Origin of the sequence: Nocardia sp. NPDC058633, assembly GCF_042717045.1 — a bacterium.
In the GTDB taxonomy this organism is placed as follows: domain Bacteria; phylum Actinomycetota; class Actinomycetes; order Mycobacteriales; family Mycobacteriaceae; genus Nocardia.
Map to the genome: position 1 here is coordinate 218,103 of NZ_JBHXRA010000010.1, position 24,096 is coordinate 242,198.

The 24,096-nt window shown below is 67.1% G+C and carries 21 protein-coding genes; 11 read left to right on the plus strand and 10 right to left on the minus strand.

The window, feature by feature from the left end; all coding sequences use genetic code 11:
- Window positions 1–19 precede the first annotated feature (19 nt).
- Complete coding sequence (panB, locus tag ACFWUR_RS15795) at window positions 20–886, minus strand: 3-methyl-2-oxobutanoate hydroxymethyltransferase (RefSeq protein WP_378907347.1); 867 nt, start codon at window positions 884–886, stop codon at window positions 20–22.
- A gap of 199 nt (window positions 887–1,085) precedes the next feature.
- Between panB and ACFWUR_RS15800 the strand changes: the two genes are divergently transcribed.
- The 3 genes from ACFWUR_RS15800 to ACFWUR_RS15810 all read left to right on the plus strand — a co-directional run bounded on the left by ACFWUR_RS15800 (window position 1,086) and on the right by ACFWUR_RS15810 (window position 7,143).
- Entirely contained in the window at window positions 1,086–2,618 is a 1,533-nt protein-coding gene (locus ACFWUR_RS15800; RefSeq protein WP_378907350.1) for an alpha/beta hydrolase, read from the plus strand.
- A 121-nt stretch (window positions 2,619–2,739) separates the two neighbouring features.
- Window positions 2,740–4,080, plus strand: a complete 1,341-nt coding sequence (gene glnA / locus ACFWUR_RS15805) for a type I glutamate--ammonia ligase (RefSeq protein WP_378907352.1) — start codon at window positions 2,740–2,742, stop codon at window positions 4,078–4,080.
- A 51-nt stretch (window positions 4,081–4,131) separates the two neighbouring features.
- The gene (locus tag ACFWUR_RS15810; RefSeq protein WP_378907355.1) at window positions 4,132–7,143 is read left to right on the plus strand and encodes a bifunctional [glutamine synthetase] adenylyltransferase/[glutamine synthetase]-adenylyl-L-tyrosine phosphorylase; all 3,012 of its coding nucleotides are present in this window, start codon (window positions 4,132–4,134) and stop codon (window positions 7,141–7,143) included.
- Window positions 7,144–7,201: 58 nt separating this feature from the next.
- Here ACFWUR_RS15810 and ACFWUR_RS15815 read toward each other — a convergent pair whose 3' ends face one another.
- The gene (locus ACFWUR_RS15815; RefSeq protein ID WP_056821080.1) at window positions 7,202–7,405 is read right to left on the minus strand and encodes a cold-shock protein; all 204 of its coding nucleotides are present in this window, start codon (window positions 7,403–7,405) and stop codon (window positions 7,202–7,204) included.
- A gap of 220 nt (window positions 7,406–7,625) precedes the next feature.
- Between ACFWUR_RS15815 and ACFWUR_RS15820 the strand changes: the two genes are divergently transcribed.
- Window positions 7,626–8,648, plus strand: coding sequence for a hypothetical protein (locus ACFWUR_RS15820; protein WP_378907357.1), 1,023 nt, complete (start codon window positions 7,626–7,628; stop codon window positions 8,646–8,648).
- Between the two features lie 103 nt (window positions 8,649–8,751).
- Complete coding sequence (locus tag ACFWUR_RS15825) at window positions 8,752–11,268, plus strand: DUF262 domain-containing protein (protein ID WP_378907359.1); 2,517 nt, start codon at window positions 8,752–8,754, stop codon at window positions 11,266–11,268.
- Here ACFWUR_RS15825 and ACFWUR_RS15830 read toward each other — a convergent pair.
- The gene (locus ACFWUR_RS15830) at window positions 11,265–11,546 is read right to left on the minus strand and encodes a hypothetical protein (RefSeq protein ID WP_378907362.1); all 282 of its coding nucleotides are present in this window, start codon (window positions 11,544–11,546) and stop codon (window positions 11,265–11,267) included. The two genes, ACFWUR_RS15825 and ACFWUR_RS15830, sit on opposite strands and share 4 nt — an antisense overlap.
- Window positions 11,547–11,640: 94 nt before the next feature.
- Here ACFWUR_RS15830 and ACFWUR_RS15835 point away from each other — a divergent pair, with 94 nt between their 5' ends.
- Together ACFWUR_RS15835 and ACFWUR_RS15840 are read left to right on the plus strand one after the other, a co-directional pair.
- The gene (locus ACFWUR_RS15835; protein ID WP_378907365.1) at window positions 11,641–12,591 is read left to right on the plus strand and encodes an endonuclease/exonuclease/phosphatase family protein; all 951 of its coding nucleotides are present in this window, start codon (window positions 11,641–11,643) and stop codon (window positions 12,589–12,591) included.
- Window positions 12,592–12,664: 73 nt separating this feature from the next.
- The gene (locus ACFWUR_RS15840; protein WP_378907368.1) at window positions 12,665–14,110 is read left to right on the plus strand and encodes a metallopeptidase; all 1,446 of its coding nucleotides are present in this window, start codon (window positions 12,665–12,667) and stop codon (window positions 14,108–14,110) included.
- A gap of 1 nt (window position 14,111) precedes the next feature.
- Here ACFWUR_RS15840 and ACFWUR_RS15845 read toward each other — a convergent pair whose 3' ends face one another.
- From ACFWUR_RS15845 to ACFWUR_RS15855, 3 genes are read right to left on the minus strand one after another with little or no spacing between them, the layout of a single operon-like run.
- The gene (locus ACFWUR_RS15845) at window positions 14,112–14,573 is read right to left on the minus strand and encodes a 6,7-dimethyl-8-ribityllumazine synthase (protein ID WP_378907371.1); all 462 of its coding nucleotides are present in this window, start codon (window positions 14,571–14,573) and stop codon (window positions 14,112–14,114) included.
- A gap of 36 nt (window positions 14,574–14,609) precedes the next feature.
- Complete coding sequence (locus ACFWUR_RS15850) at window positions 14,610–15,443, minus strand: alpha/beta hydrolase (RefSeq protein ID WP_378907373.1); 834 nt, start codon at window positions 15,441–15,443, stop codon at window positions 14,610–14,612.
- The gene (locus tag ACFWUR_RS15855) at window positions 15,440–16,858 is read right to left on the minus strand and encodes a M20/M25/M40 family metallo-hydrolase (protein ID WP_378907376.1); all 1,419 of its coding nucleotides are present in this window, start codon (window positions 16,856–16,858) and stop codon (window positions 15,440–15,442) included. Before ACFWUR_RS15855 ends, ACFWUR_RS15850 begins: the two co-directional genes overlap by 4 nt.
- A 118-nt stretch (window positions 16,859–16,976) precedes the next feature.
- Here ACFWUR_RS15855 and ACFWUR_RS15860 point away from each other — a divergent pair, with 118 nt between their 5' ends.
- Window positions 16,977–17,720 carry a DUF4191 domain-containing protein gene (locus ACFWUR_RS15860; protein ID WP_378907378.1) on the plus strand — a complete coding sequence of 248 codons (744 nt, stop codon included), beginning with the start codon at window positions 16,977–16,979 and terminating at the stop codon, window positions 17,718–17,720.
- Window positions 17,721–17,772: 52 nt separating this feature from the next.
- On the opposite strand, the gene ACFWUR_RS15865 is transcribed toward ACFWUR_RS15860, so the two are convergent.
- Complete coding sequence (locus tag ACFWUR_RS15865) at window positions 17,773–18,156, minus strand: YrdB family protein (protein WP_378907381.1); 384 nt, start codon at window positions 18,154–18,156, stop codon at window positions 17,773–17,775.
- A gap of 45 nt (window positions 18,157–18,201) precedes the next feature.
- Window positions 18,202–18,657 (minus strand): RDD family protein, encoded by a 456-nt coding sequence (locus ACFWUR_RS15870; protein ID WP_378907385.1) that lies wholly within the window; start codon window positions 18,655–18,657, stop codon window positions 18,202–18,204.
- A gap of 285 nt (window positions 18,658–18,942) precedes the next feature.
- Here ACFWUR_RS15870 and glnA (ACFWUR_RS15875) point away from each other — a divergent pair, with 285 nt between their 5' ends.
- Both glnA (ACFWUR_RS15875) and arfB read left to right on the plus strand, forming a co-directional pair.
- A complete protein-coding gene (gene glnA / locus ACFWUR_RS15875) occupies window positions 18,943–20,379 on the plus strand; it encodes a type I glutamate--ammonia ligase (RefSeq protein WP_378907388.1) in 1,437 nt (478 codons plus the stop codon).
- Between the two features lie 800 nt (window positions 20,380–21,179).
- A complete protein-coding gene (arfB, locus tag ACFWUR_RS15880) occupies window positions 21,180–21,608 on the plus strand; it encodes an alternative ribosome rescue aminoacyl-tRNA hydrolase ArfB (RefSeq protein ID WP_378907391.1) in 429 nt (142 codons plus the stop codon).
- Between the two features lie 108 nt (window positions 21,609–21,716).
- Here arfB and ACFWUR_RS15885 read toward each other — a convergent pair whose 3' ends face one another.
- Complete coding sequence (locus ACFWUR_RS15885) at window positions 21,717–22,316, minus strand: AIM24 family protein (RefSeq protein WP_378907393.1); 600 nt, start codon at window positions 22,314–22,316, stop codon at window positions 21,717–21,719.
- 651 nt (window positions 22,317–22,967) lie between these two features.
- Here ACFWUR_RS15885 and ACFWUR_RS15890 point away from each other — a divergent pair.
- A complete protein-coding gene (locus ACFWUR_RS15890; RefSeq protein WP_378907396.1) occupies window positions 22,968–23,195 on the plus strand; it encodes a hypothetical protein in 228 nt (75 codons plus the stop codon).
- Between the two features lie 161 nt (window positions 23,196–23,356).
- Here the strand turns inward: ACFWUR_RS15890 and ACFWUR_RS15895 are convergent, their stop codons facing one another.
- The gene (locus ACFWUR_RS15895) at window positions 23,357–23,986 is read right to left on the minus strand and encodes a hypothetical protein (RefSeq protein WP_378907398.1); all 630 of its coding nucleotides are present in this window, start codon (window positions 23,984–23,986) and stop codon (window positions 23,357–23,359) included.
- Window positions 23,987–24,096 lie beyond the last annotated feature (110 nt).

Sequence of the window (24,096 nt, forward strand, 5' to 3'; positions counted from 1 at the left end):
GCGGCCGCCGTGGGCGATCTCAGAAGCTGTGTTCGGGGCCGGGGAAGGTGCCCTGACGGACTTCGGCGGCGTAAGTGGCCGCGGCGGTGCGCAGTTCGTCGCCGACGTTGCCGAAGCGCTTGACGAACTTCGCGGTCTTGCCGCTGGTGTAGCCGGCCATGTCCTGCCAGACCAGCACCTGGGCATCGCATTCGACACCGGCGCCGATGCCGACGGTCGGGATGGTCAGCTTGCGGGTGACCTGACCGGCGATCTCGGCGGGGACCATTTCCATGACCACCGAGAACGCGCCCGCTTCCTGCACGGCGATCGCGTCGGCGACCAGTTGCTCGGCGCCGTCGCCACGGCCCTGCACGCGGAAACCACCGAGGGTGTTCACGCTCTGCGGGGTGAAGCCGATGTGGGCCATCACGGGAATGCCCGCGGAGGTGATCAGCGCGATCTGCTCGGCGACACGTTCGCCGCCCTCGAGCTTCACCGCGTGCGCGCCGCCCTCCTTCATGAAGCGTATGGCGGTAGCGAGGGCCTGCTGCGGCGAGGACTCGTAGGTCCCGAACGGCAGGTCGGCGACGACCAGCGCGTGCGGTGCGCCGCGCACGACGCCGCGCACCAGCGGGATGAGTTCGTCGACGGTGATCGGCACGGTGGTGTCGTAGCCGTAGACGACGTTGGCGGCGGAGTCGCCGACCAGGAGCACGGGGATCCCGGCTTCCTCGAACAGTCGAGCGGACGAGTAGTCGTAGGCCGTCAGCATCGACCAGCGCTCACCGTCGGCCTTCATCTGCTGCAGATGCTGGACGCGGGTCTTGCGGCGTGGCTGCTCGGTGCGGACAGCTTCGGCGGGAGTGGCACCGTAGGCAGGATTCTGCTCATCGGATACGGACATCATCGTCCCTTTCGTCGGTTCCTCGAGGCCCATTCCGGGTCCCCGGGCTTTTCTGACAATCCCAGTGTGCCACCTGCGCCCGCCTCGGCTTAAGGCCGATCACCGGTGTGATCGGTCACACCGGTGATTCGGCTACCGTGATTGCGAGCCCGTTCGGGTGCGTTGTGTGCGTCGCAGGGCGCGGAAAGGTGGGCCCACTGTGCAGCGAGGCCGGCTCGTCGTGCTCCTCGGCGCTGTCTCTGCGTTGATCGTCACCGGATGCGGGATCGGCGAGGACAGCGCGCCCCGCGCCGAACTGCCCCCGCCACCTCCCGGCCTGAACGCCTTCTACGACCAGCGGATCGGCTGGGGCTCGTGCGAGGGCTACGGCAGCCCGGAGGATCGGCTGCCGCCCAAGGCCGAGTGCGCGCGGATCACCGTTCCGATCGATTACGCGCGACCGGACGGTCCGACCGCCCAGATCGCGCTCTCGCGGATCCCGGCCACCGGTGAGAAGGTCGGCTCGCTACTGATGAACCCGGGCGGACCCGGCGTCTCCGGCCTGTCGATGATCGGCGTCGGCAACCGCACCGAACTGGCGGAGAAGTTCGATCGGGTCGGGTTCGATCCGCGCGGGGTCGGCTCGTCGCTGCCTGCGATCGTCTGCCTGACCCCGGCGCAGGCCGACGCCGAGCGCGCCGAGCCGCCCACCGACAACACCCCGGCCGGCATCGCCGCCGCCGAGGCCGACAATCGCGAATACGCCGACCGCTGCGCCCAGCGCTCGGGGGTCGACCTGCTCGGACATGTCGGCACTCGTGAGGTGATCCAGGACATGGACGTTTTGCGGGCGGTCCTCGGTGACGCGAAACTGAGCTACCTCGGCTACTCCTACGGCACCCGCCTCGGCTCCGCCTACGCCGAGAAGTATCCGCAGAACGTGCGCGCGATGGTGCTCGACGGTGCCGTGGACTCCTCGCAGGACCCGGTCCAGGAATCGTTGCGCCAAGCGGCGGGGTTCCAGGGCGTCTTCGACGCCTACGCCACCGACTGCGCCACCAGTGCCGACTGCCCCCTCGGGACCGACCCCGCCCAGGCCGTGACCCGCTTCCGCGAGCTGGTCGACCCGCTGGAGAAGTCTCCGGCGCCGACCGCCGACCCGCGCGGCCTCAGCTACAACGACGCGATCACCGGCGTCCAACAGGCCCTCTACAGCGACGACCTGTGGCAGATCCTCACCCACGGCCTCACCGAATTGCGCGGCGGAACCGGCGACACGCTGCTGCAACTGGCCGACATGTACGACGGTCGCCGCCAGGACGGCACCTACGCCAACACCCAGGACGCCTTCAACGCGATCCGCTGCGTCGACGATCCCCGCATCACCGATCCCGCGGTGACCGGCCGTCAGGACACCGAATACCGCAAGGCCGCCCCGTTCCTCGACGACGGCAAGGGCACCGGTGCCGCCCCGCTGGAGCTGTGTGCCTCGTGGCCGGTCGCCAACACCAGCTCGCCGCACCGCGTCTCGGCGCCGGGTCTGCCCAAGACCGTGGTGGTTTCCACGACCGACGACCCGGCCACGCCCTATCAGGCCGGTGTCGACCTGGCCGCTCAGCTGGGCGCCGACCTGATCACCTTCCGCGGCAACCGGCACACCGCCGCGCTCGTCGCCGGTGATCAGTGCCTCGACCGCGCGGTGATCGACTACCTCGTCGATCTCGCCGCGCCCGCTCCTGGTCTCACATGCTGAGAGGCGACTTTCCTCTTTGCGCCCCGTCGTGCCCGGTGAGATGTGCGAACGATGTGACGAGATCGCAAACCTGTCTGCGTATGTAACACGGATTTAACGCCGGGTGCTTACGCTCGCCGGTATGGATCGCCAGAAGGAATTCGTGCTGCGGACGCTCGAAGAGCGGGATATCCGCTTCGTCCGTCTCTGGTTCACCGATGTGCTCGGCTACCTCAAGTCGGTCGCCATCGCCCCCGCCGAGCTCGAAGGCGCCTTCGAAGAGGGCATCGGCTTCGACGGTTCGGCCATCGAAGGCTTCGCGCGCGTGTCCGAGGCGGACATGGTCGCGCGGCCCGATCCGTCGACCTTCCAGGTGCTGCCCTGGGCCAGCTCCAAGGGCCACCAGCACTCGGCGCGGATGTTCTGCGACATCACCATGCCCGACGGTTCCCCGTCCTGGGCCGACCCGCGCCACGTGCTGCGCCGCCAGCTGAACAAGGCCGCCGACGCGGGCTTCAGCTGCTACGTGCACCCCGAGATCGAGTTCTTCCTGCTGAAGGACCAGCTCAAGGACGGCTACGAGCCGACCCCGGCCGACAACGGCGGCTTCTTCGACCAGGCCGTGCACGATGCCGCACCGAACTTCCGCCGCCACGCCATCGACTCGCTCGAATCGATGGGCATCTCGGTCGAGTTCAGCCACCACGAGGGCGCCCCCGGCCAGCAGGAGATCGACCTGCGCTACGCCGACGCGCTCTCGATGGCCGACAACGTGATGACCTTCCGCTACCTGATCAAAGAGGTAGCGATCGACGAGGGCGTGCGCGCGACGTTCATGCCCAAGCCGTTCTCGCAGTACCCCGGCTCGGCCATGCACACCCACATGAGCCTGTTCGAGGGCGAGAACAACGCCTTCGCCGATCCCGACGACCCGAACAACCTCTCGAGCACCGCGCGCTCGTTCATCGCGGGCATCCTCGAGCACGCGCCCGAGATCAGCGCGATCACCAACCAGTGGGTCAACTCCTACAAGCGCCTGATCCACGGCGGCGAAGCCCCGACCGCGGCCTCCTGGGGCCGCTCCAACCGCTCGGCGCTGGTGCGCGTGCCGATGTACACCCCGAACAAGTCGTCCTCGCGTCGCGTCGAGATCCGCAGCCCCGACTCGGCCTGCAACCCGTACTTGACCTTCGCGGTGCTGCTGGCCGCCGGCCTGCGCGGCATCGAAAAGGGCTACACCCTGCCTCCTGAGGCCGAGGACGACGTGTGGTCGCTGACCGACGCCGAGCGCCGCGCCATGGGTTTCCGCACTCTGCCCGGCACCCTCGACGAGGCCCTGCAGGCGATGGAGCGCTCGGAGCTGGTCGCCGAGACCCTCGGCGAACACGTCTTCGACTTCTTCCTGCGCAACAAGCGTCGTGAATGGGCCGACTACCGCTCACAGGTCACCCCTTGGGAGCTGAAGGAATACCTGAGCTTGTAAGGCCGGCCCGCGGCCGAAATCCCGCGGCGCCAGCCGCTAAGCTCTACAGCTATGGTCCGGCCACCGACTGCCCGCTCCGCTGTTCCCGGCGTCGGCCGGCTCGGTCTACTCGAACCGACAGCGGCGGACTCACTGCACCAGCTCGGCTGGGACAACGTCGACGGAGTGCCCGTGCTCTGGGCACTGTCGCGTTCGCCCGACGCCGATCTCGCCTTGTCCACGCTCATCCGGCTGCGCGAATCCCTGGCAGACGAGTGGCCCGAACTGGATGCGGCGATCCGTTCCGATACCCGGTTGCGCGGCAGGCTGTTCGGCTTGCTCGGCTCGTCGACGGCGTTCGGTGACCACCTCGTCGCCGTCCCCGCCACGTGGAAAGTGCTGCGCGCGAAAGAACTTCCGCGCCGCGACGAACTGATCGCCGATCTGCTCGACGCCGTCGACGCGATACCGGAGACCGGGCCGAACGCGGGGCCGATGCTGTTCCGCGCCGGTATCGCAGGCCCGGAGGCGGTCGCGCTCCTGCGCAGCAGGTACCGCGATCAGCTGATGTTGCTGGCCGCGGTCGATCTCGCCTCCACGGTCGAGAACGAACCGGTCCCGCCGTATCTGCTGGTCGGCAAGCACCTGTCGGATCTGGCCGATGCCGCGCTCACCGCCGCCCTGTCGGTGGCGGTGGCCAGGGTATGTAAGAACGGCCCGGTGCCGGTGCGCCTCGCGGTGATCGCGATGGGCAAATGCGGTGCGCGAGAACTGAATTACGTCAGCGATGTCGACGTGGTGTTCGTCGCCGAGCCCGCCGACGCGATGGCGACCCGGCTGGCGGCGGAGATGATGAGCGTCGCGAGCTCGGCCTTCTTCGAGGTCGACGCCGCACTGCGACCCGAGGGCAAAGCGGGCGCCCTGGTGCGCACCCTCGACTCCCATCTGGCCTATTACAAGCGGTGGGCGCGGACCTGGGAGTTCCAGGCGCTGTTGAAGAACCGGCCGATGACCGGCGATCTGGAACTCGGACAGCAGTATCGCGACGCGCTGATGCCGATGGTCTGGACCGCCTCGGAACGGCCCGACTTCGTGGCCGACGTCCAGGCGATGCGCCGCCGGGTCGAGGACCTGGTCCCCGCCGACATGCGCGAGCGCGAACTCAAGCTCGGTGCGGGTAGCCTGCGCGATGTCGAATTCGCTGTGCAGCTGCTGCAATTGGTGCACGGCCGGGTCGACGACGCGCTGCACGTCACCAATACCGTCGAGGCGCTCAGCGCCCTGGCGGCGGGCGGCTACGTCGGCCGTGAGGACGCCGCCAACCTCACCGCCTCCTACGAATTCCTGCGCCTGCTCGAACACCGCCTGCAACTGCAGCGGCTCAAGCGCACCCACACCCTGCCCGCCGCCGACGACGAGGAGGGTATGCGCTGGCTCGCCCGCGCCGCCCACATCCGCCCCGACGGTCGCCAGGACGCGGTCGGCGTGCTCGACACCGAGATCCGCCGCAACGCCGTGCGGGTGCGGCGCCTGCACGCCAAACTGTTCTACCGCCCGCTGCTGGACGCGGTCGCCCGAATGGATTCCGACGCACTGCGCCTGAGCCCCGACGCCGCCGTCCGCCAGCTCGCCGCCCTCGGCTACGGCGCACCGGCCAACGCGCTCGGCCACCTCAAAGCGCTCACCGGTGGCGTCTCGCGCAAGGGCCGCATCCAGGCACTGCTGCTGCCGACTCTGCTCGAATGGCTCGGTGACACACCGAATCCCGACGCGGGCCTGCTCGCCTACCGCCGGGTGTCGGAAGGACTCGCCGATCAGATCTGGTTCCTGCGCGAACTGCGTGACGAGGGCGCGGTCGCCCAGCGGCTGATGATCGTGCTCGGTTCCTCGGAGTACCTGCCCGACCTGCTGATCAACGCGCCCGACACGATCCGCATGTACGCCGACGGCCCCGGCGGATCGCAGCTGCTCAGCACCGAACCCGTAGACGTCGCCCGCGGCATGCAGACCGCGGCCGCCCGCTACGACGACCCGAAACGCGCAGTCGCGGCGGCACGTTCACTGCGCCGCCACGAACTCGCCCGGGTCGCCTCGGCCGATGTGCTCGGCATGCTCGACGTCCCGCGGGTGTGCGCGGCGCTGTCGTCGGTCTGGGTCGCGGTGCTCGAGGCGTCGCTGAGCGCCGTCATCCGCGCCTCGGAGGCCGAACGTGGCGCACCGGCGCCCGCCGACTTCGCCGTCATCGGCATGGGCAGGCTCGGCGGCATGGAGCTGGGCTACGGCTCCGACGCCGACGTGCTGTTCGTCTGCGATCCGCGCCCCGGCCAGGACGAGTCCACCGCCGTGAAGTGGGCCAACGGGATCGCCGAGAAGGTCCAGGGGTTGCTCGGCGCCCCGAGCGTCGACCCGCCGCTGCAGGTCGACGCGGGCCTGCGCCCCGAGGGCCGCAACGGGCCCCTGGTTCGCACGCTGGCGGCCTATCAGGCCTACTACGCGCAATGGGCTCAGCCGTGGGAGGTGCAGGCGCTGCTGCGCGCCCATCAGGTGGCGGGCGATCAGGATCTGGGCGTGCGCTTCCTGCACGTCATCGACCCGATTCGCTATCCGATCGGCGGGGTGTCGGAGGAATCGGTGCGCGAGATCCGTCGCATCAAGGCCCGCGTCGATTCCGAACGCCTCCCGCGCGGCGCCAACCCGGCCACCCACACCAAACTGGGTCGTGGCGGCCTGGCCGACATCGAATGGACCGTCCAGCTGCTGCAGTTGCGCCACGCGCACGAGGTCCCCGCGCTGCACAACACCTCGACCCTGCAGTCACTCGACGTGATCGAGGCCGAGGGCATCCTCGAATCCGAGGACGTCGCGCTGCTGCGGGAATCCTGGATCGCCGCGACCGCCGCCCGCAACGCCCTCGTCCTGGTCAAGGGCAAACCGACCGACCAGCTCCCCGGACCGGGCAAGCTGCTGTCGGCGGTCGCCCGGGTAGCCGGCTGGCCCACCGACGACGGCAGCGAGTTCCTCGACAACTACATGCGCGTGACCCGTCGCGCCAAGGCGGTCGTCGAGCGCGTGTTCGGGGGATAGTCCGGACACGAAAAAGCCCCGCACCAGTGGTGCGGGGCTTTTTCAGTTCGCGCCGAAATCAGATGGCGCGGACGTCCTGGGCCTGCGGGCCCTTCTGGCCCTGCCCGACCTCGAACTCCACGCGCTGTCCCTCTTCGAGGGACTTGAAGCCCGAGCCGCCGATAGCCGAGTAGTGAACGAAGACGTCGGGGCCGCCTCCGTCTTGGGCGATGAAGCCGAAGCCCTTTTCGCCGTTGAACCACTTGACGGTGCCTTGAGTCATGTTTTAAAAGTCTTTTCCGTAGGTGAGCCATGGCGATCACTTGCGATCAGCCCAGTCTCAGCAACCCAGTATGCCATACTCGCCAGCAAACCGCGCATGGCAGTTCTAATATCGCGGTCTGGGCGGAGTTTGCGGTCGAAAACCGGCGTGTCGCGTCGGTCTCCGAGCGAAGTGTGCGCCCCCGTCACCTCGCGTCGCGGACTGTGCCAATCTGGGCGGTATGGGTGAGACGAACGAGGGGCGCGGCGGACACGTCGACTTGGCCATGCGAGTGCTCGACGCGCACGTGGCGTTCACCAAACAGCAGCTGCGCGAGCCCGCCGGGTTCCTCGAGTTCGTCACCGAGGAGGTCGACGGCGCGCTCGAGGAGGCCGCGGAGCTGACTCTGGCCGAGGCGGTCACCCGCGAGCAGATCAAGGCGGTCGCCCACAAGTTCGCCGTGCAGGTTCCGGTGGAGGGGGCGATTCCCGAACTCGTCGGTGAGATCGCGACGCGTTTGTACAACCATCGGGCCAACGACGAGATCGAGGTCGGTGAGCTTGTCGACAACCGCCGCTTCGACGAACTGGTCGACACCGTCGCCGATCTGGATCTCACCCACCGGCTGGTGCGGCTGGTGCTCAACAGCCCGGTGACCGTCGACGCGTGCGTCGAAGCGGTCCAGCGCGCGGTGGTCACCGCGGTCGACGACGGTTTACACCCCGAGGGGGGCGGTCTGGCCCGGTCGCTGCGTGGTGCGTTGTCGCGGTTGGCCGAACCCGCGATGCCCGTGATCGAGAGTGGCGTCGGCAGGATCACCCGCACCGGCGCACGATTCGTGTTGCGCGGCAACAGCAATGACGCCGACGAGGTGCTCTTCGACAGCGCTCGCGAGACCTGGCGCAAACACACCGGCGACGCGGTCGGTTCGTTCCGTGATCTGGTCTCGGCCGACGACGTCGAAGACATCGTCGTGCTCGTCTTCGAATTCTGGCGCACATTCCGCGATACCGACTATTTCCACGCACTGCTCGACGAGGGCGTCGACCACGTCTTCGACAAATACGGCGACACCCCCCTTGCCGAATTGCTGGCTGAGCTGGGCGTCGGGCGCGCGGACATGATCGAGGAGGCGCTGCGTTTCGGCCCGCCGGTCCTCGAAACACTCGACGAGCGTGGTTATCTCGACACCGTGCTGCGCCGCAGGTTGGCTCCGTTCTACGCCTCCGATGCCTTCCGCGCCGCCGTGTCCGGGATCGAGTGATCGCACCAGTTCCGTTCGGCCGCTGGCATGTCGGGATGTGTCGGTACGATCCGTGCAACGATGGGGCGCTTGTCCGCCACCGGATCTCGATCGAAAGGCTGCCGTGACACGTCTGTCCACCCTGCTCGACCAGATCGACTCCGGTGCTGTGTTGCTGCCCGAATTCCAGCGTGGCTACGTGTGGAATCGCGACCAGGTGCGTGGACTCATGCGGTCGCTGTACCTCGGTTATCCGGTCGGTGGATTGCTGGTGTGGGAGACCGGGTCCGAGGAGATCGCGGTGCGTGGGACGACGACGACCGGCTCGGGGCTGCGGCAGTTGTTGCTCGACGGTCAGCAGCGCATCACCACGCTCTACGGGATCGTGCGCGGGAGCGCGCCGTCGTTTTTCGAGGGCGACGAGATCGCCTTCACCGGTCTGCATTTCGACGTCGAGCGTGAACTCTTCGAATTCCAGGTTCCGGGTCGCGATACCGCACCCGCATGGATCGACATCACCGAACTGTTCGCCCAGGGTCCGATGCACTACCTGTCCCGGTTTCCCGACGAGTCTCCGGAAACCCTCGCCCTCTATCTCGATCGGTTGAACAAGGTTCGCGAGGTCACCAACCGCGAATTCAACGTCGAGACCATCACCGGATCGGACCGCACGGTCGACGAGGTGGTCGACATCTTCAACCGGGTGAACTCCGGCGGCACCAAACTGTCCAAGGGCGACCTCGCGCTGGCCACGCTGTGCGCGCAGTGGCCGCAGGCTCGCGGCAATCTGCGCGACCACCTGATCCGCTGGGACAAGGACGGCTACACCTTCACGCTGGACTGGTTGCTGCGCAATGTGATCGCGGTCGGCAACGGGCGCGCCCACTTCGACGCGCTCGGTGATCTGGATCCGGTGGAGTTCGAGCAGGCACTGGTTTCCACCGCCGAGCAGGTCGACACCTTCCTGGACACGGTGGCCGGCCGACTCGGCCTCGATCACGACCGAGTCCTGATGGGACGCTACGCGATTCCCGTGATCACCCGGATGTTGTTCCTCAACGGTGGCCGCTTCGACAACGATCTGCAGCGCGACCGGGTGCTGTACTGGTACGTGCATTCGGCGCTGTGGGGCAGGTTCAGCGGCTCCACCGAGACCTTCCTGCAACAGGACTACGACACCCTCGAGCGCGGCGGCATCGACGCGCTGATCGGTTCGCTGGAACGGTTGCGCGGAGGTTCACTCGACCTGTGCGCCGACGACTTCGCCGGCGCCACCCGCGGCTCCCGGTTCTACCCGCTGCTGTACATGCTGACCCGCGTCGACGGTTCGCGCGATCTCGGCTCCGGCTCGGTGCTCGGCATCGGGCAGTTCGGCGACCGCAGCCCGGTGCAGGTGCACTACCTGTTCCCGAAAACCCTGCTGCGCGATGCCGGTTACGAACGCAACGAGATCAACGCGATCGCCAACTTCTGCTTCCTCAGCCCCGGTTCCGAGGCCGAGATCGGCGAGCGCGAGCCCGGCGACTACTTCGCCGAGGTGGAGCGGCGCAACCCGGGTGTGCTCGCCTCGCAGTGGATTCCGACCGATCCGTCGCTGTGGCGGGTGGAGAACTATCGCGAGTTCCTGCGGGCGCGCCGCAAACTGCTCTCCGCCTCGGCCGATGCCTTCCTCGAGAAGCTGCGCACCGGCAAGCTGCACCGCCCGACCCTGCTCACGGTGGGAGTCGCCGGGGTCACCGTCGGCGATCCCGCGGTGGACAAGGTCAACGCGCTCGTCGACGACCTCATCGCCGACGGCTTCGGCTTCCCGCTGCTCGACAGCGAGGTCTCCGATCCGGTCACCGGCCGCGAACTCGCGGTCGCCGAGGCTTTTTGGCCGGAGGGTTTGCAGCCCGGTGTCGGCATGCCGGTGGTGCTCGTCCTGGAACCGTCCAACGCCGACCTCACCCGTTTCGCCCAACTGGGCTACGCGGTGTTCACCTCCGTCGAAGCCCTGCGCGGCTACGTCGAGAACCTGCGCGTCGAGGCCTCCGGTGACACCGGCGTCGATGGCCCGGTCGCCGACCTTGCCGCGCTGGCCGACCGTTTGCCCGCCACCTGGGTCGGCAACTCCGAACAGGTCTGGTTCCGCTTCGCCTGGAACCAGCTCGAGCACGACCGCGCGGAGGGCCCCGACGCGCTGCTCGGCGCCGAACAGCTCGCCCTGCGCTACATCGCCCTGTGGGCGCTCACCCGCACCTTCTACATCCATGCCTTCGACCAGGGCAATCCGGGTGAATGGCGCTACTACCTCGGCGATGCCATCGGCCCGAGCCCGCTGGTCCCGCGTGCCTGGCTGGCCCAGCGTGCCGTCGAGTCCGGTGCGCTGGCTCCCGGCATGCCCCCCGGCGACGAAGACATCGCGATCGCCCTCGTGCACGGCGTACTCGACACCGTCGACGAGGTCGCCACCGCCCTGGCCCACATCCTCGGCGGCCCCGGCCTTTTCGCGTCCTTGTGGGCGTCGGCGGGCGCGGCCGAGCACTACGGCTACCCCTTGTCCACCGATCAGATCAACGACCTCATCAACCAGGTGGTCAACGACCCCGAGTCGCGAAAGATCCAGGCCTACAACTGGATCGAGGCGGGACTGCCGCTCTAGGCGTTGCCGGTCGCGCGCTGGAAGGTCGTGACGAAGTCGGTCAGCGCGGTGCGGTCTTCGAGGTCGGCCGGTCGGTATCCGCGATCGGCTTCGACGGTGATCGCGGTGCCCGCGCGGACCCCCAGCTCGTCCCAGCAGACCGGGAGAACCGGCAACTGCACGGTGCGCTCGGCGACGGTCAGGGTGATCGCCGAGGTGTACTTGTTCGCGACGGTCATCAGCTCTTCGACGGCGTGCTCGGTGAGCGCTCCCGCGGCGGTGAATCCTTCGATGTACACGGCAAACCTCCTCGTCGGCCGCCAGTGTAGGCCCTCAGGAGATCTTCAAGGCTGTCACAAGGGAGCCGAAAGTACGGCCGCTTAGGGTGGCCGCATGATGCGTGAACGGGTGGAACGAGTCTTGCTCGTCCTGGGGTGGGGCGCGGTGGTCGCGGCAGTCGTCGGGATCGTCTTGCACGTCGTGGACTGGCGCCAGAAGTCGATGGTGTTGTTGGCATCGGGGGCGATGTGGTTGATGCTCGGCGCGGTCGCGGGGCTGGTGCTCCTGCTCCTCGCGCGGGGATGGCGCAGCTCGGGGGCTGCGGCCCTGGTGTTGGCCGGTGCCGCGTGGTTGGTGGTGCCGTCCTACATTCCCGAGGCCAGGGCTGCCGACGGTCCGGAACTGGTGGTGTTGCAGTCGAATATCCTCTTCGGCACGGCCGACCCGACCGCCGTGGTCGATGCGGTGCGCGACAACAACGTCGACGTGCTCACCGTCGAGGAGTTGACCATCGACTCGATCGCGGGTCTGCGCGGGGCCGGACTCGAACAGCGTCTGCCCTACTCCTATCTGGAACCTGCTCGGTCGGGGGGTGGCGGCACCGGCATCTACAGCCGATACCCGTTGCGCGAGAACAAGAAATACGACGGCTTCATCATGAGCAATATCTCCGCGACCATGGACCATCCGCAGCGCGGCCCGATACCGGTGTTCGCCTTCCACCCGATTCCGCCGAACATCGACTTCGCGGCGTGGTCGGCGGAGATGGGCAAGGTCGACGAGATCCTGGCGGCGACCAGCGCGCCGGCCATCGTCGGCGCGGATTTCAACGCGACACAAGACCATTCGGCCTATCGCGCGCTGCTCGACGGCGCTTTCGCCTCGGCCGCCGATCAGACCGGCGACGGTGTCCTGCTCACCTTCCCGGCGGATCGTCGGTGGGGGCCGGTGATCGGGATCGATCACATCCTCGTCGCCGGTGGGGTGGCAGAACGGATCCGCACACTCACCATCGCGGGCTCCGATCATCGCGCAGTGCTCGCCACGATCCGAATGGACCTGTGACAGTGGTCGTTTACCATGTGAGCGCTCGATCGCGGACCGCACGGCGTCCGCGTCATTGTGGGGAGGACAGCGCATGAGAAGACATCGGTTCGGCGCGACCATGGCAGCTTTGGTGAGTATCGGCATGCTCGTCTCCGGTTGCGGCGCGACAACAGTCGCGAGTGACCAGGCGCAGCCGATCATGGACAACCCGTGGGAGGTGGCGGGCGCGGCGTCGTCCACCGGTCCCAGCGGGCCGCGTCCCGGTGCGCCCGACACGGACAAGAAGGCCGACAACGGCGACAACGGCAAGGTCGACAAGCTCGCTCTCAATGCCATCGCCGACATCGAAGAGTACTGGCAGACCGAGTATTCCAAGACGTTCCGCGGCAACTTCAAGCCTGCCTCGAAGTACATCTCGTGGTCGGCGAAAGCGCCGGAATCGGAGTCGGTGCAGTTCTGCAAGAGCAGCACCTACAAGCTGGTCAACGCCGCCTACTGCCCGCTCGATCACACCATCGGCTGGGACCGCTCGGTCCTGTTGCCGCTGCTGGTCGACAAGTACAAGGAGATGTCGGTGGTGATGGTGCTGGCCCACGAATACGGGCACGCCATCCAATCCCAGGCCGACCTGCTGCGCGGGTTCCTCACCGATGCGCTGGTCAAGGAGCAGCAGGCCGACTGCCTGGCTGGCGTCTTTCTTCGCCATGTGGCAGAAGGCAATTCGAAGCACTTCACCCTCAACACCACCGACGGCCTCAACGGCGTGCTCGGCGCCACCGTCGCCGTGCGTGACCGCGACCCCAACGATCCCGACGCCGTACACGGTTCGGCGTTCGAACGGGTCACGGCGGTGCAGATGGGCTACACCCAGGGCGCCAAGTCGTGCAAGGACATCGACGAGGCCGAGATCGAGAAGCGTCGCGCCGGACTGCCCGTCACCTTCGAAGAGGGTGAACGCGACGATCAGCTCCCGGTGAACAAGGAGACGTTGAGCACCCTGGCCGCCCAACTGGGCAAGTCGATGCCGGTGAAGAACGCGCCGAAGTTCGACTACGCCGGCGTCACCCGCAACTGCTCGTCGACGACGACCACCGAGCCCGTCTCCTACTGCCCGGGCTCGAACACCATCGGCACCGACATCCCGGCCATGGCCGAGCGTGCGGGCGAGGGGGCGAGCACCAAGGAGGAGCCGCTGTCGGCGGTCGTCACCGGCGACTACAACGCCGCGGCGGTGTTCGTGTCCCGCTACGCCCTCGCGGTGCAGCAGGATCGCAAGCTGTCACTGTCGGGCGCCGATTCCGCGGGCCTGCGCACCGCGTGCCTGACGGGCGTGCTGACCACGAAACTCAGTGAGCCGAGCAGTGATCCGCGCCTGTCGGCCGGTGACCTCGACGAGGCGGTCTCGGGCCTGCTCGCCGACGGTCTTGCCGCGTCCGACGTCGACGGCAAGGTCGTACCGAGCGGGTATCAGCGCCTGGAGGCGTTTCGCACCGGCGTCCTCAGCGGCGAACAGGCCTGCCTGAACCAGTTCGAGTAGGTCAGCGCGAAGCGGGCAGTGACCGCAGGGAGCTGAGGGTGTTCGCCACCGCGCGGGCAGCCTCGGCTCCCTTCGTCACGAAGTGGTTGGTGTAGTAGTCCACGTGCTCGCTGTGCTCGTGGAAGTGGTGCGGGGTGAGCACCACCGAGAACACCGGCACATCGGTGTCGAGCTGCACGCGCATAAGGCCGTCGATCACCGCGGAGGCGACGAAATCGTGGCGGTAGATGCCGCCGTCGACGACCAGGGCCGCGGCGACGATCGCGTCGTAGCGGCCGGTGCGGGCCAGGCGCTGGGCATGCAGGGGGATCTCGAAGGCGCCGGGGACGTCGAACACCTCGACGACCTCGGGGGCGAACCCGAAGCCGGTGTACTCGGCGAGGAACCCCTCGTGTGCCTTGTTGACGATGGAGCTGTGCCAGCTGGCGCGGATGAAGGCAACGGCGCCGGTAGACGTGGTCATGAGCAGAGTCTACAAGGTCACCCGGGGGAGAACTTACTAGCCGGTAACATGAGTTGACAGCCAGTCGGTGACATCGCCGAGCACCTGCTCACGCTCGGGTTCGTTGAACACCTCGTGATAGAGCCCCGGGTAGCGCAGCACCGTCACGTCGGTCGATCCCGCGTCGCGTTCGAGCAGATCGGCGCTCGACGGCGAGGCGATGACGTCGCCGGTGCCGTGCAGCACCAGCAGCGGCGCGGTGAGCGCGCCGAGGCGCTGTTTCACCAGCGCGGTGTGCTGCAAGATCTCCACCGCGGTGCGCGCGGGCAGCTTGCCGCGGAAGACCAGCGGGTCCTCGTCGTAGGCTCGCACCACGTCGGGATCGCGGCTGATCGTGGACGAATCCAGGGTCAGCACACCGAGATTCGGCGCGAGCCGGGTGAGCAGGGGAGCGGCCAGGCGCTGGATCGGATTGCCGAGCGGGATATCGAGGGGTGGCGCGGACACGATGACGCCCGCCACGTCGAGCGGTCCGCGGGTCGCCAGGTGCAGCACCACCAGGCTGCCCATCGAATGCCCGAGCAGGAACCGGGGGATACCGGGATGGGCGGCGCCCGCGAGGTCGAGCAGGGTCGCGACATTGTCGGCGGCGCCCTGCATCGAACCGATATTGGCCGCCGAACCCTCGGACAGGCCGTGCCCGATGTGGTCGAGCGCGTAGACCGCGAAGCCCGCGTCGGCCAGGGTGGCGCTGAGGTGTTCATAGCGCCCCGAGTGTTCGGCGACGCCGTGCACCAGCACCACCACCGCGCGCGGCGCCGTCTCGGGTTGCCATGCACGCCACGCGATCTTGCCGCCGTGGCCCGCGAACTCGCCGGTGTCGGTCGTCATCGTGGCGCTCCTCCTGTTGCGGGCGCCGCGGCGAGCCGCTCGATGAGACGCCGGTTGAATTCGATCAGCCGAGCGTAGTTGAGCCGCGAGATCCGCTCGTCGGTTCCGTGGATACGTTCCAGATCCGCCGCGGTCAACACGATCGGCGCGAAGTTGCAGCGGGTCGCGGCCAAGCCGTCGTAGTGGCGGGAATCGGTGGCGCCGGGCACGATTCCGGTAGTGGTCACGATTCCGGGCACCACGCTCGAGGCCAACTCGGCGACCATGTCGTAAGCCGGACCCGGCTCGGTGAACCGGGACGGCTCCGAAGCTGGTCCAACCAGGTCGATCGCCACCCCGATATCGCGAATCACCCGGGTGCAGTGCGCCAGCACCGCCGCCACCGAATCACCGGGCAGGATACGGAAATTCACCAGCGCCTCGGCGCTCTGCGGGAGCACGTTGGCCTTCACACCGCCGCTGATCACCGTGGGCGCGGTGGTGGTGCGGACGAGGGCCTCGGTGGTCGGGCCCGCCGCCATGATCCGGGCGACGAGCGGTCCGGCCAGCTTGGCCAGCCCGCGCGAATCGGTGAGCCCGAGCAGGCTGCGTCGTGGTTCGGGCAGAGCTTCGCGCATGCGAGCGAGCATGTCGCCGATCACCGGTGTCAGCCGCAGCGGCATCGGATGATCCTGCACGCGTGCGACCGCGCGCGCCAACCGGCCCACCGCGGTCTGCTTGCCCGGCATCGAGGAGTGGCCACCGGTCTCTGTCACCGAAAGCCGGACCGTGGCATAGCCTTTCTCGCCGAGCATGATGCTGGCCACCGGTCGGTCCACGCCGTCGGCGACACCCTCGGTGATCACTCCGCCCTCGTCGAGCAGCAACTGCGCGCGCACGCCCTGGTCACGCAGGTGCTCGGCCATCCGGACCGCGCCCCCGTCACCGAAGACCTCTTCGTCGTGACCGAAGGCCAGGAACATGGTGTGGCGCGGGCGAATCCCGGCTTCCAATGCCCCCTCGACCGCTTCCAGGACGGCGAGCACGCGGCTCTTGTCGTCGATCGCGCCACGGCCCCAGATGAATTCGTCGTCGACGACACCGGCGAACGGGGGATGGGTCCAGCGTTGCGCGTCGTCGACCGGCACCACGTCCAGGTGGGCGAGCAGGATCGCCGACACGGTGCCCGGCTCGGCGCCGTCCCAGCGGTAGAGCCTGCTGTAGCCGAAGCTGGTCAACGTCAGCTCGGTGTGTACGCGCGGAAACGACGTCTCGAGGTGGGTGGCCAGGCGGGCGAACTCCGCGTCGGCGGTGTGCGCGGGATCTTCTGTCGACACCGTCACGCACTGCAGCGCGACGGCCAGCCGCCGGGCGACCTCGTCGTCGACGCCCTCGGTGACGGGGGAGGGGGCGGGGTTCTCGGTGATCGGGCGCATCCCAGCCATTGTGGCCCGTGGCGACGCCCTTCGCCGCCGAAGGCGTCCGAAACGCCGCGATCGTGGCGCGGTGTGATGCGGTCAGGCGGCCCGGCGGCGCGCCATCTAAGCTGACACCATGGCAGGAGGCAAGGGCGGCAAGCCGTCGAAGGAAGCCAGGGCCGCGGCTAAAGCGGCCCGTAAGCAGGCATCACGCGAGCGACGTCAGCAGTTGTGGCAGGCGTTCAACATGCAGCGCAAGGAAGACAAGGCGCTGCTGCCGCTGATGATCGGCGCACTGGTCGGCACCACGGTCGTCTTCTTCGGAATCGGCCTGATCTTCGACATGCAGTGGTTCCTGCTGCCGTTGGGTCTGCTGCTGGGTGTGCTGCTGGCGTTCATCCTGTTCGGGCGCCGTGTGCAGAAGAACGTGTACCGCAAGGCCGAGGGTCAGGCGGGCGCCGCGGCGTGGGTTCTGGAGAACCTGCAGGGCAAGTGGCGGGTCGCCAACGGCGTCGCCGCGACCACCCAGCTCGACGCGGTGCACCGCGTCATCGGCCTGCCCGGGGTGATCTTCGTCGCCGAGGGTTCCCCGCAGCGGGTCAAATCGCTCATCGCGCAGGAGAAGAAGCGCACCGCCCGGCTGGTCGGTGACACCCCCATCTACGAAGTGATCGTCGGCAACGAGGAAGGCCAGACTCCCCTCAAGGAGCTGCAGAAATACCTCACCAAGCTGCCGCGCAACATCGACGTCAAGCGGATCGACCAGATCGAGGGCAGGCTCTCGGCTCTGAGCTCGCGCAGCGGTCCCGCGATGCCGAAGGGTCCGATGCCCCCCGGCGCGAAGATGAAAGGCATGCAGCGCGCGATCCGTCGCCGCTGACCTACTCCCGTCACGAGCCCGTCACCTTGTCAGGTGGCGGGCTCGCGGCGTATCAAGCGTCGGCTGAGCGGCCGGTCAGCAGCCACAGGATCCGGTCGTAGGCCAGCAGGTGGTAGCCGACCAGCGCGGCCGCCGAGACCAGTGCCCATCGAGGCAGGGCCGCGCCCCACAGCGCCGCGGCCCCGCCGAACAGCACCGCGAGCTCGACCCCCAGTCGCACCGGACCCGACACCGGTACCGGTGCGCCGCCGCCGCGACTCGGATCATCGGGCACCGCGAACGTCCCCCACAGCAGCGCCGCCGCGACCGGCAGCACGACGACGAGCAGGTATCGCCAGGGGGAGTCGAAGGCGCGCCAGCCGAGCACCCCGAACGAGGTGATGGCGATCAATTCGAGCAGGAAACGCACGGCAAGCATGACCGGATTCAGTGACACGGCCCGATCGTATGGTCGCGCGTCGCCCCGAGCGCGCCGAACAGCTCAGCGGGCGTTGACCAGCGACGTCCCGGTGGCCCGGTCGTGCATGCCGCGCCCGTCGGCGTCGGTGAACAGCGCGGGTACGACGAACACCAGCAGCACCTGCCTGGCCAGCGCCCGCACGAACCCGACCGGCACCGCCGCGTCGATGCGCAGCACCCGCAGTCGCAGGAAGTACTGGCCGGGGGTGAACCCGAACAGTGTCACCGCCGCCACGCCCACCACGAACCACACCAGCAGCGGCACCGACGACGATACGAAGCTGCGGGTGATCACCGCCGCGATCCCGACCGCGATGAACCAGTCGACGAACAGCGCGACCACCCGGCGCCAGGTGGGAGCGAGCGAGCCCGCACCTTCGCGCGGCAATTCGTACAGCTCACCGGGGTAGCCGGAGATGTCCGAGTCGCCGGGTTCGCCCGGGGATCCGGAGAGCCATGTGCCGGTAATACGCGCCATGGTCCCAGGATAGTGGCGCGCGATCGGTCGCCCACGACCGCATTAACGGAGGTCACGTCAGCGCGGGATCGCGCGGATGGCAGGATTAGCCTGAAGGTCGCGCCCGGATGGTGGACATCACCAGACATCCGGCTCGCGTAACACTGGCGAAACACAGCCTTGACTGTTGGGAAACACCGCGTCCTTAGCGTCAGGTCACGACGAACCCCTTCGTAGGACTGCACGCAGGTCGTTCGAAAGGGCCAGCACCGAGACTGGCTGGGAACCGATTCGTAAGGAGAGCAAGTGACGTTCAGCACGGCCGAAGAGGTCATCCAGTACATCAAGGAAGAGGACATCGAGTACGTCGATATCCGCTTCTCCGACCTGCCCGGCGTCCAGCAGCACTTCTCGATCCCGGCCAAGGCATTCACCGCCGACCTGGCGGAAGAGGGTCTGGCGTTCGACGGCTCCTCGGTGCGTGGCTTCCAGTCGATCGACGAGTCGGACATGCTCCTGCTCCCCGACTTCAGCACCGCCCGGATCGACCCGTTCCGCAACGCGAAGACGCTCAACCTGAACTTCTTCGTGCACGACCCGTTCACCCGTGAGGCCTACTCCCGCGACCCGCGCAACATCGCGCGCAAGGCGGAGGAGTACCTGCGTTCGACCGGTATCGCCGACACCGCGTTCTTCGGTGCCGAGGCCGAGTTCTACATCTTCGACGGCATCCGCTACGGCTCGGAGATGAACGGCTCGTTCTACGAGATCGAGTCCGTCTCGGGTTCGTGGAACACCGGCAAGGAGTTCAACCCGGACGGCAGCCGCAACCTCGGCTACAAGGTCCGCAACAAGGGCGGTTACTTCCCCGTCGCCCCGTACGACCACTACGTCGACCTGCGCGACGAGATCTCGACCAACCTGCAGAACGCGGGCTTCGAGCTCGAGCGCGGCCACCACGAGGTCGGCACCGCCGGTCAGGCCGAGATCAACTACAAGTTCGGCACGCTGCTCTCGGCGGCGGACGACCTGCAGCTGTTCAAGTACATCGTGAAGAACACCGCGTGGAAGGCCGGCAAGTCGGTCACCTTCATGCCCAAGCCCCTCTTCGGTGACAACGGCTCGGGCATGCACGTGCACCAGTCGCTGTGGAAGGACGGCAAGCCGCTGTTCCACGACGAGGCCGGCTACGGTGGCCTCTCGGATCTGGCGCGTCACTACATCGGCGGCATCCTGCACCACGCCCCGTCGCTGCTGGCGTTCACCAACCCGACCGTGAACTCGTACCACCGTCTGGTGCCGGGCTACGAAGCCCCCATCAACCTGGTGTACTCGCAGCGCAACCGCTCGGCCGCCGTGCGTATCCCGGTCACCGGCAACAACCCGAAGGCCAAGCGCATCGAGTTCCGCGCGCCTGACTCCTCGGGCAACCCGTACCTGGCCTTCGCCGCCATGATGATGGCGGGCCTGGACGGCATCAAGAACAAGATCGAGCCGATGGCCCCCGTCGACAAGGACCTCTACGAGCTCCCGCCGGAGGAGGCCAAGAACATCCCGCAGGCCCCCACCAGCCTGTCCGCGGTCATCGATCGCCTCGAGCAGGATCACGACTACCTCACCGAGGGCAACGTCTTCACGCCTGACCTCATCGAGACCTGGATCCAGCTCAAGCGCGACAACGAAATCGCCCCGGTGAACCTGCGTCCCCACCCGTACGAGTTCGAGCTCTACTACGACGTGTGATCCTGGCCTGCATGAAAGGCTTGAAAAGCCTCTTCAGTACGCAGTAGGTCCGCAGTGATCGAGCAAGAATCCCCCTGGCCGTAGCCAGGGGGATTCTTGCGTATCGAGACCTGTTCCAGCTCGGCCGTCAGTGATCGCATTCGCTGTGGATCGGCGGGCTGTAGATCGTCGTGCTGCACGCCAGGCACGTGTGCGTTCGGTGATGTCCGCCGATGCGCACGCACGGCAGCACGCTGACAAGTGACCTGCCCGCCCCGAGCCGATGCCCGTTCGGGCAGAACCGCGGAGCCGGTTCCGTCCAGCGCGCGTTGCGCAGATAGAGCCGAATCGATTCGCACATACGTTCGATTATCCATATCGCCAGGCTTATGGTGCAGGCGGGTACACGGCGACGACGATCTTGCCGCGTGGACGTTCGCCCTTGCCGACAGTGGTTACGACCTCGGTTACCAGCGCGCGGCGACCAGTACGGCGACCGAGTCGACCCCGCCACTCTGTCGTGATCCGTTCCCCCGACCCGCACCCGACTTCCCGGGGATCGACGGCAGCCCGAGCACCGCGTTCAGCGAGACCGGCGTGATTCGGTTCGCGACTGCTGAGCGGCGGCGAGCTTTCGCACCTCGGCTTGCGAGTGCGCTCGCTGCGCGGTGCCGAGGAGAATGTAGCTCGGCGGCGTGTGCGGAAGACCTGCTCGTTACCCATCGACAAGGTCATCGCTATCGTGACAAGGCCACCATTCAGTCGCGACTGGACCGACGTGGCCAAGTCGATTCGCGGATCAGAAAGAACGGCATCGGATCATGGCAGAGGACCTGACCGTGACTCGGCTGCTGGTGATACCCGCGTCCGAGTTACGCGAGCGATTCTCGCGCTCGTCCGGTCCGGGAGGGCAGCACGTCAACACCACCGACAGCCGGGTAGAGCTGTCGTTCGACCTTGCCAACTCGCCCTCGGTGCCGGAGTGGCTGCGCACCCGGATGCTCGACCGCCTGGCCACCCGCCTGGTCAACGGGGTGCTCACGATCGCCGCATCGGAGCAACGCGCACAGCTACAGAACCGCGCAGCCGCCCGTGAACGCCTGACCTCGCTTCTCCGCGACGCCGCTGCCGCCCCGCCCCCCGTTCGCCGCGCCACCAAGCCCTCGCGCGGAGCGAAGGAACGTCGCATCGCCGCCAAGAAGCGGCGCGGCGTCACCAAACGAAACCGCCGCGCTTCCCCCGACGACTAACCGACGGGCACTGGCACAGGTCTGAGCGCCCTCTACCTACCGGCGACACCTGATTGCTTCGACCGGTGCTCAGCCTCCGGTTTCGACCGCAGCGGCGGCGCAGTGTGGCTACTTCGAGCTCGTCGGCCCGAAGTTGAATTCCGAGGGTTGGAGTATGACGAACCCCGTGCCGAGAAATCGCACCTGCGCAATCTCGCCGGAGCCGCCGCGCAGAATCGATCCGAAACTCTGGGTGCGCACAATGGACGTCTGCAAGCTCGAGGACCAGCCGATCAGGGCATCGGAATCGGCGAACACCGGTTGCTGAGGGCTGACAGGAATGACGATCGGCTGACCATGGCTCGTGATCGCCAGCCTGCCCTGTCCCTGGAACACACAGTTGAACAGGCCGCCGCCGACGAAAGCGCCTGCGCCGGAAACCATCTGGATGTCGTAGCTGAGGGAGGGCTCGTAGACGAGGATGTGTTTGCCGTTGATCGAGAGCGAGTCCCCGGGATCGAGGTCGATCAGAAAGCAATCCGAGGAATGATGCGCGAACCAGACCTCCCCCTGCCCGCGGCAGCTCATCAACGGCACCCCCTCACCCGTGGCGAACCGCTTGACCAAGTTGCCCAGCCCCTGGCTCTTGACCTCGAACGCGAACTGCCCGCGGTAGCCGATCATGGCGCCCTGTCGGGCGTACACCTCGCCGTTGACGCACGCCTTCACACACTTCGAGTGCTGCAGTGTGAGGCCGAGTTGGGTCGCCTGCTGGGCCGTATTGTTCGCGTGGAAGATATCGCTACGCATGCGCGTCGGTGCTCCTGAACGATTGCGGGTCGCGCCTGTCCGGACCCCGGGGCGAGCGCTCACCTCACGATACCGAGCCTCCGGACGGATGCCCACCACACGATATTCGGCGTGACAATGCGGTTGTCCCAGGAGCACTGGATGTGAAAGTCCGGGTGGCCGTGTCATGATCGAGCACAGAAATGCGAGCGGAGCCACATCGCGGGGGCCCGTCGATACCGTCCGACAGCTCCCGGATTGTCGTGACGAACACTGCGGAAGGTGAGGGTCAGGAAGCCTTCCTGCTCGACCTCGCACGGCAGATCATGTCCGGCAGTGGCGGCACCCCCTTCCCAGTAGCGTCTGAGAACAACACGTCAGCGTTTAGCAAACCTCTGACGTGCATCGAATTCGTAGGGGCCGGTGCGGAGGCGCTGGATCGCACGCTCGCCGACAGTCACGGACTTTCTGCCCCTGGATCTGTGGGCCACGAAACCGGGGGCTAGTGGCTCAGTCTGCGCCGCAATAGTGTGACCTTCGCTGCTAGAAGGCAGTTGAATTGTGAAAGCTCAGAGCAGTTAAGGATTTTCGATGAAGCGATCCCTCGCTACGGCCTCACTGGCCGGTGCGCTGATGTTGGCCCCGCTCGCTACCGCTCAGGCTGCCACCGGACAGGTCGCCACCGAACAGGCTGCTCCGGTCGCTGGGTGCGTCGAGTTCCCCGTCGGCGCTCCGGGCGGGTGCGACTTCTTCCAGAACATCCTGCAACTGCTGAGCGCCGGCTCCTCCAGCCTCAGTAGTAACCCGACGGCATCCTGAACCAGACCTGGTCGCCCCGAACGGCGACCGGGTCGGTTCGCGCGGTCAGCAACCACAATTCTCAGATGTTGCGTGTGATTCATCTGCTACCCGAGCGTTATCGAGTGGCGCTGTAACGCACAGACTTGCCGCGGGACGGTGGTCGAATTTGACACTCGGTCCTACATCGCTGCCGGAAAGCTCAGCGGGGCGGTCACGTCGAAGTTGCGGTCGATGGCCTTGACGAGTTCGGTTCCATTGCTGCCCAACTCATTACGTTCAGTCCATATCTGGACACGCGACAGAAATCCGATGAGATCCCGCTGCACCTCGTTCAGCAGGTCCGGCAACGAGGAGCGCGCCACCACGACACTTGCCGCAGCATCGCGGTTCGCCCCGCTGTCCTGCCACACGCGTAGTTCGTTGACACCGATCTCGACTTCGGGGGTCGGGTCATGGCCCAGCCACGGCAGCGTTCCCGTGAGCACATCGGCCCACCCACGCCAATCTTCGAGCCCAGCACAACATCCCGGTACCACGAATGCCCCCGTGTCTGTGTCGATCAACCGCAGGCCGCCAGGTTGGATGAGGGCATCGGCGGCCAGCAGGCTTGCCACCACATTTTCTCGGCCCCCGGGGCCCACGATCTCGCGCCCACAAGTCAACCCGCTCACGAACAGTCCGATCTCAGGGTCTGAGCATCCGCCATCGATCGGCACCCATGAGTATGGGTCGGCCGAGGAGACCGGCCATGGCTGTGGCGGCTCGAAATCGAAGTTCGGTACTTCGACGACGGCCTGCATCTTGATCACCTGGCCACTGAAGCAGAACCAACCGGGTATTTCCTCCGATTTTCGGCTGAGTCACCACGAATGAGTGGCGTACAGAACGTCTTACTCTGATGCCGATCAGGTCTGGACAG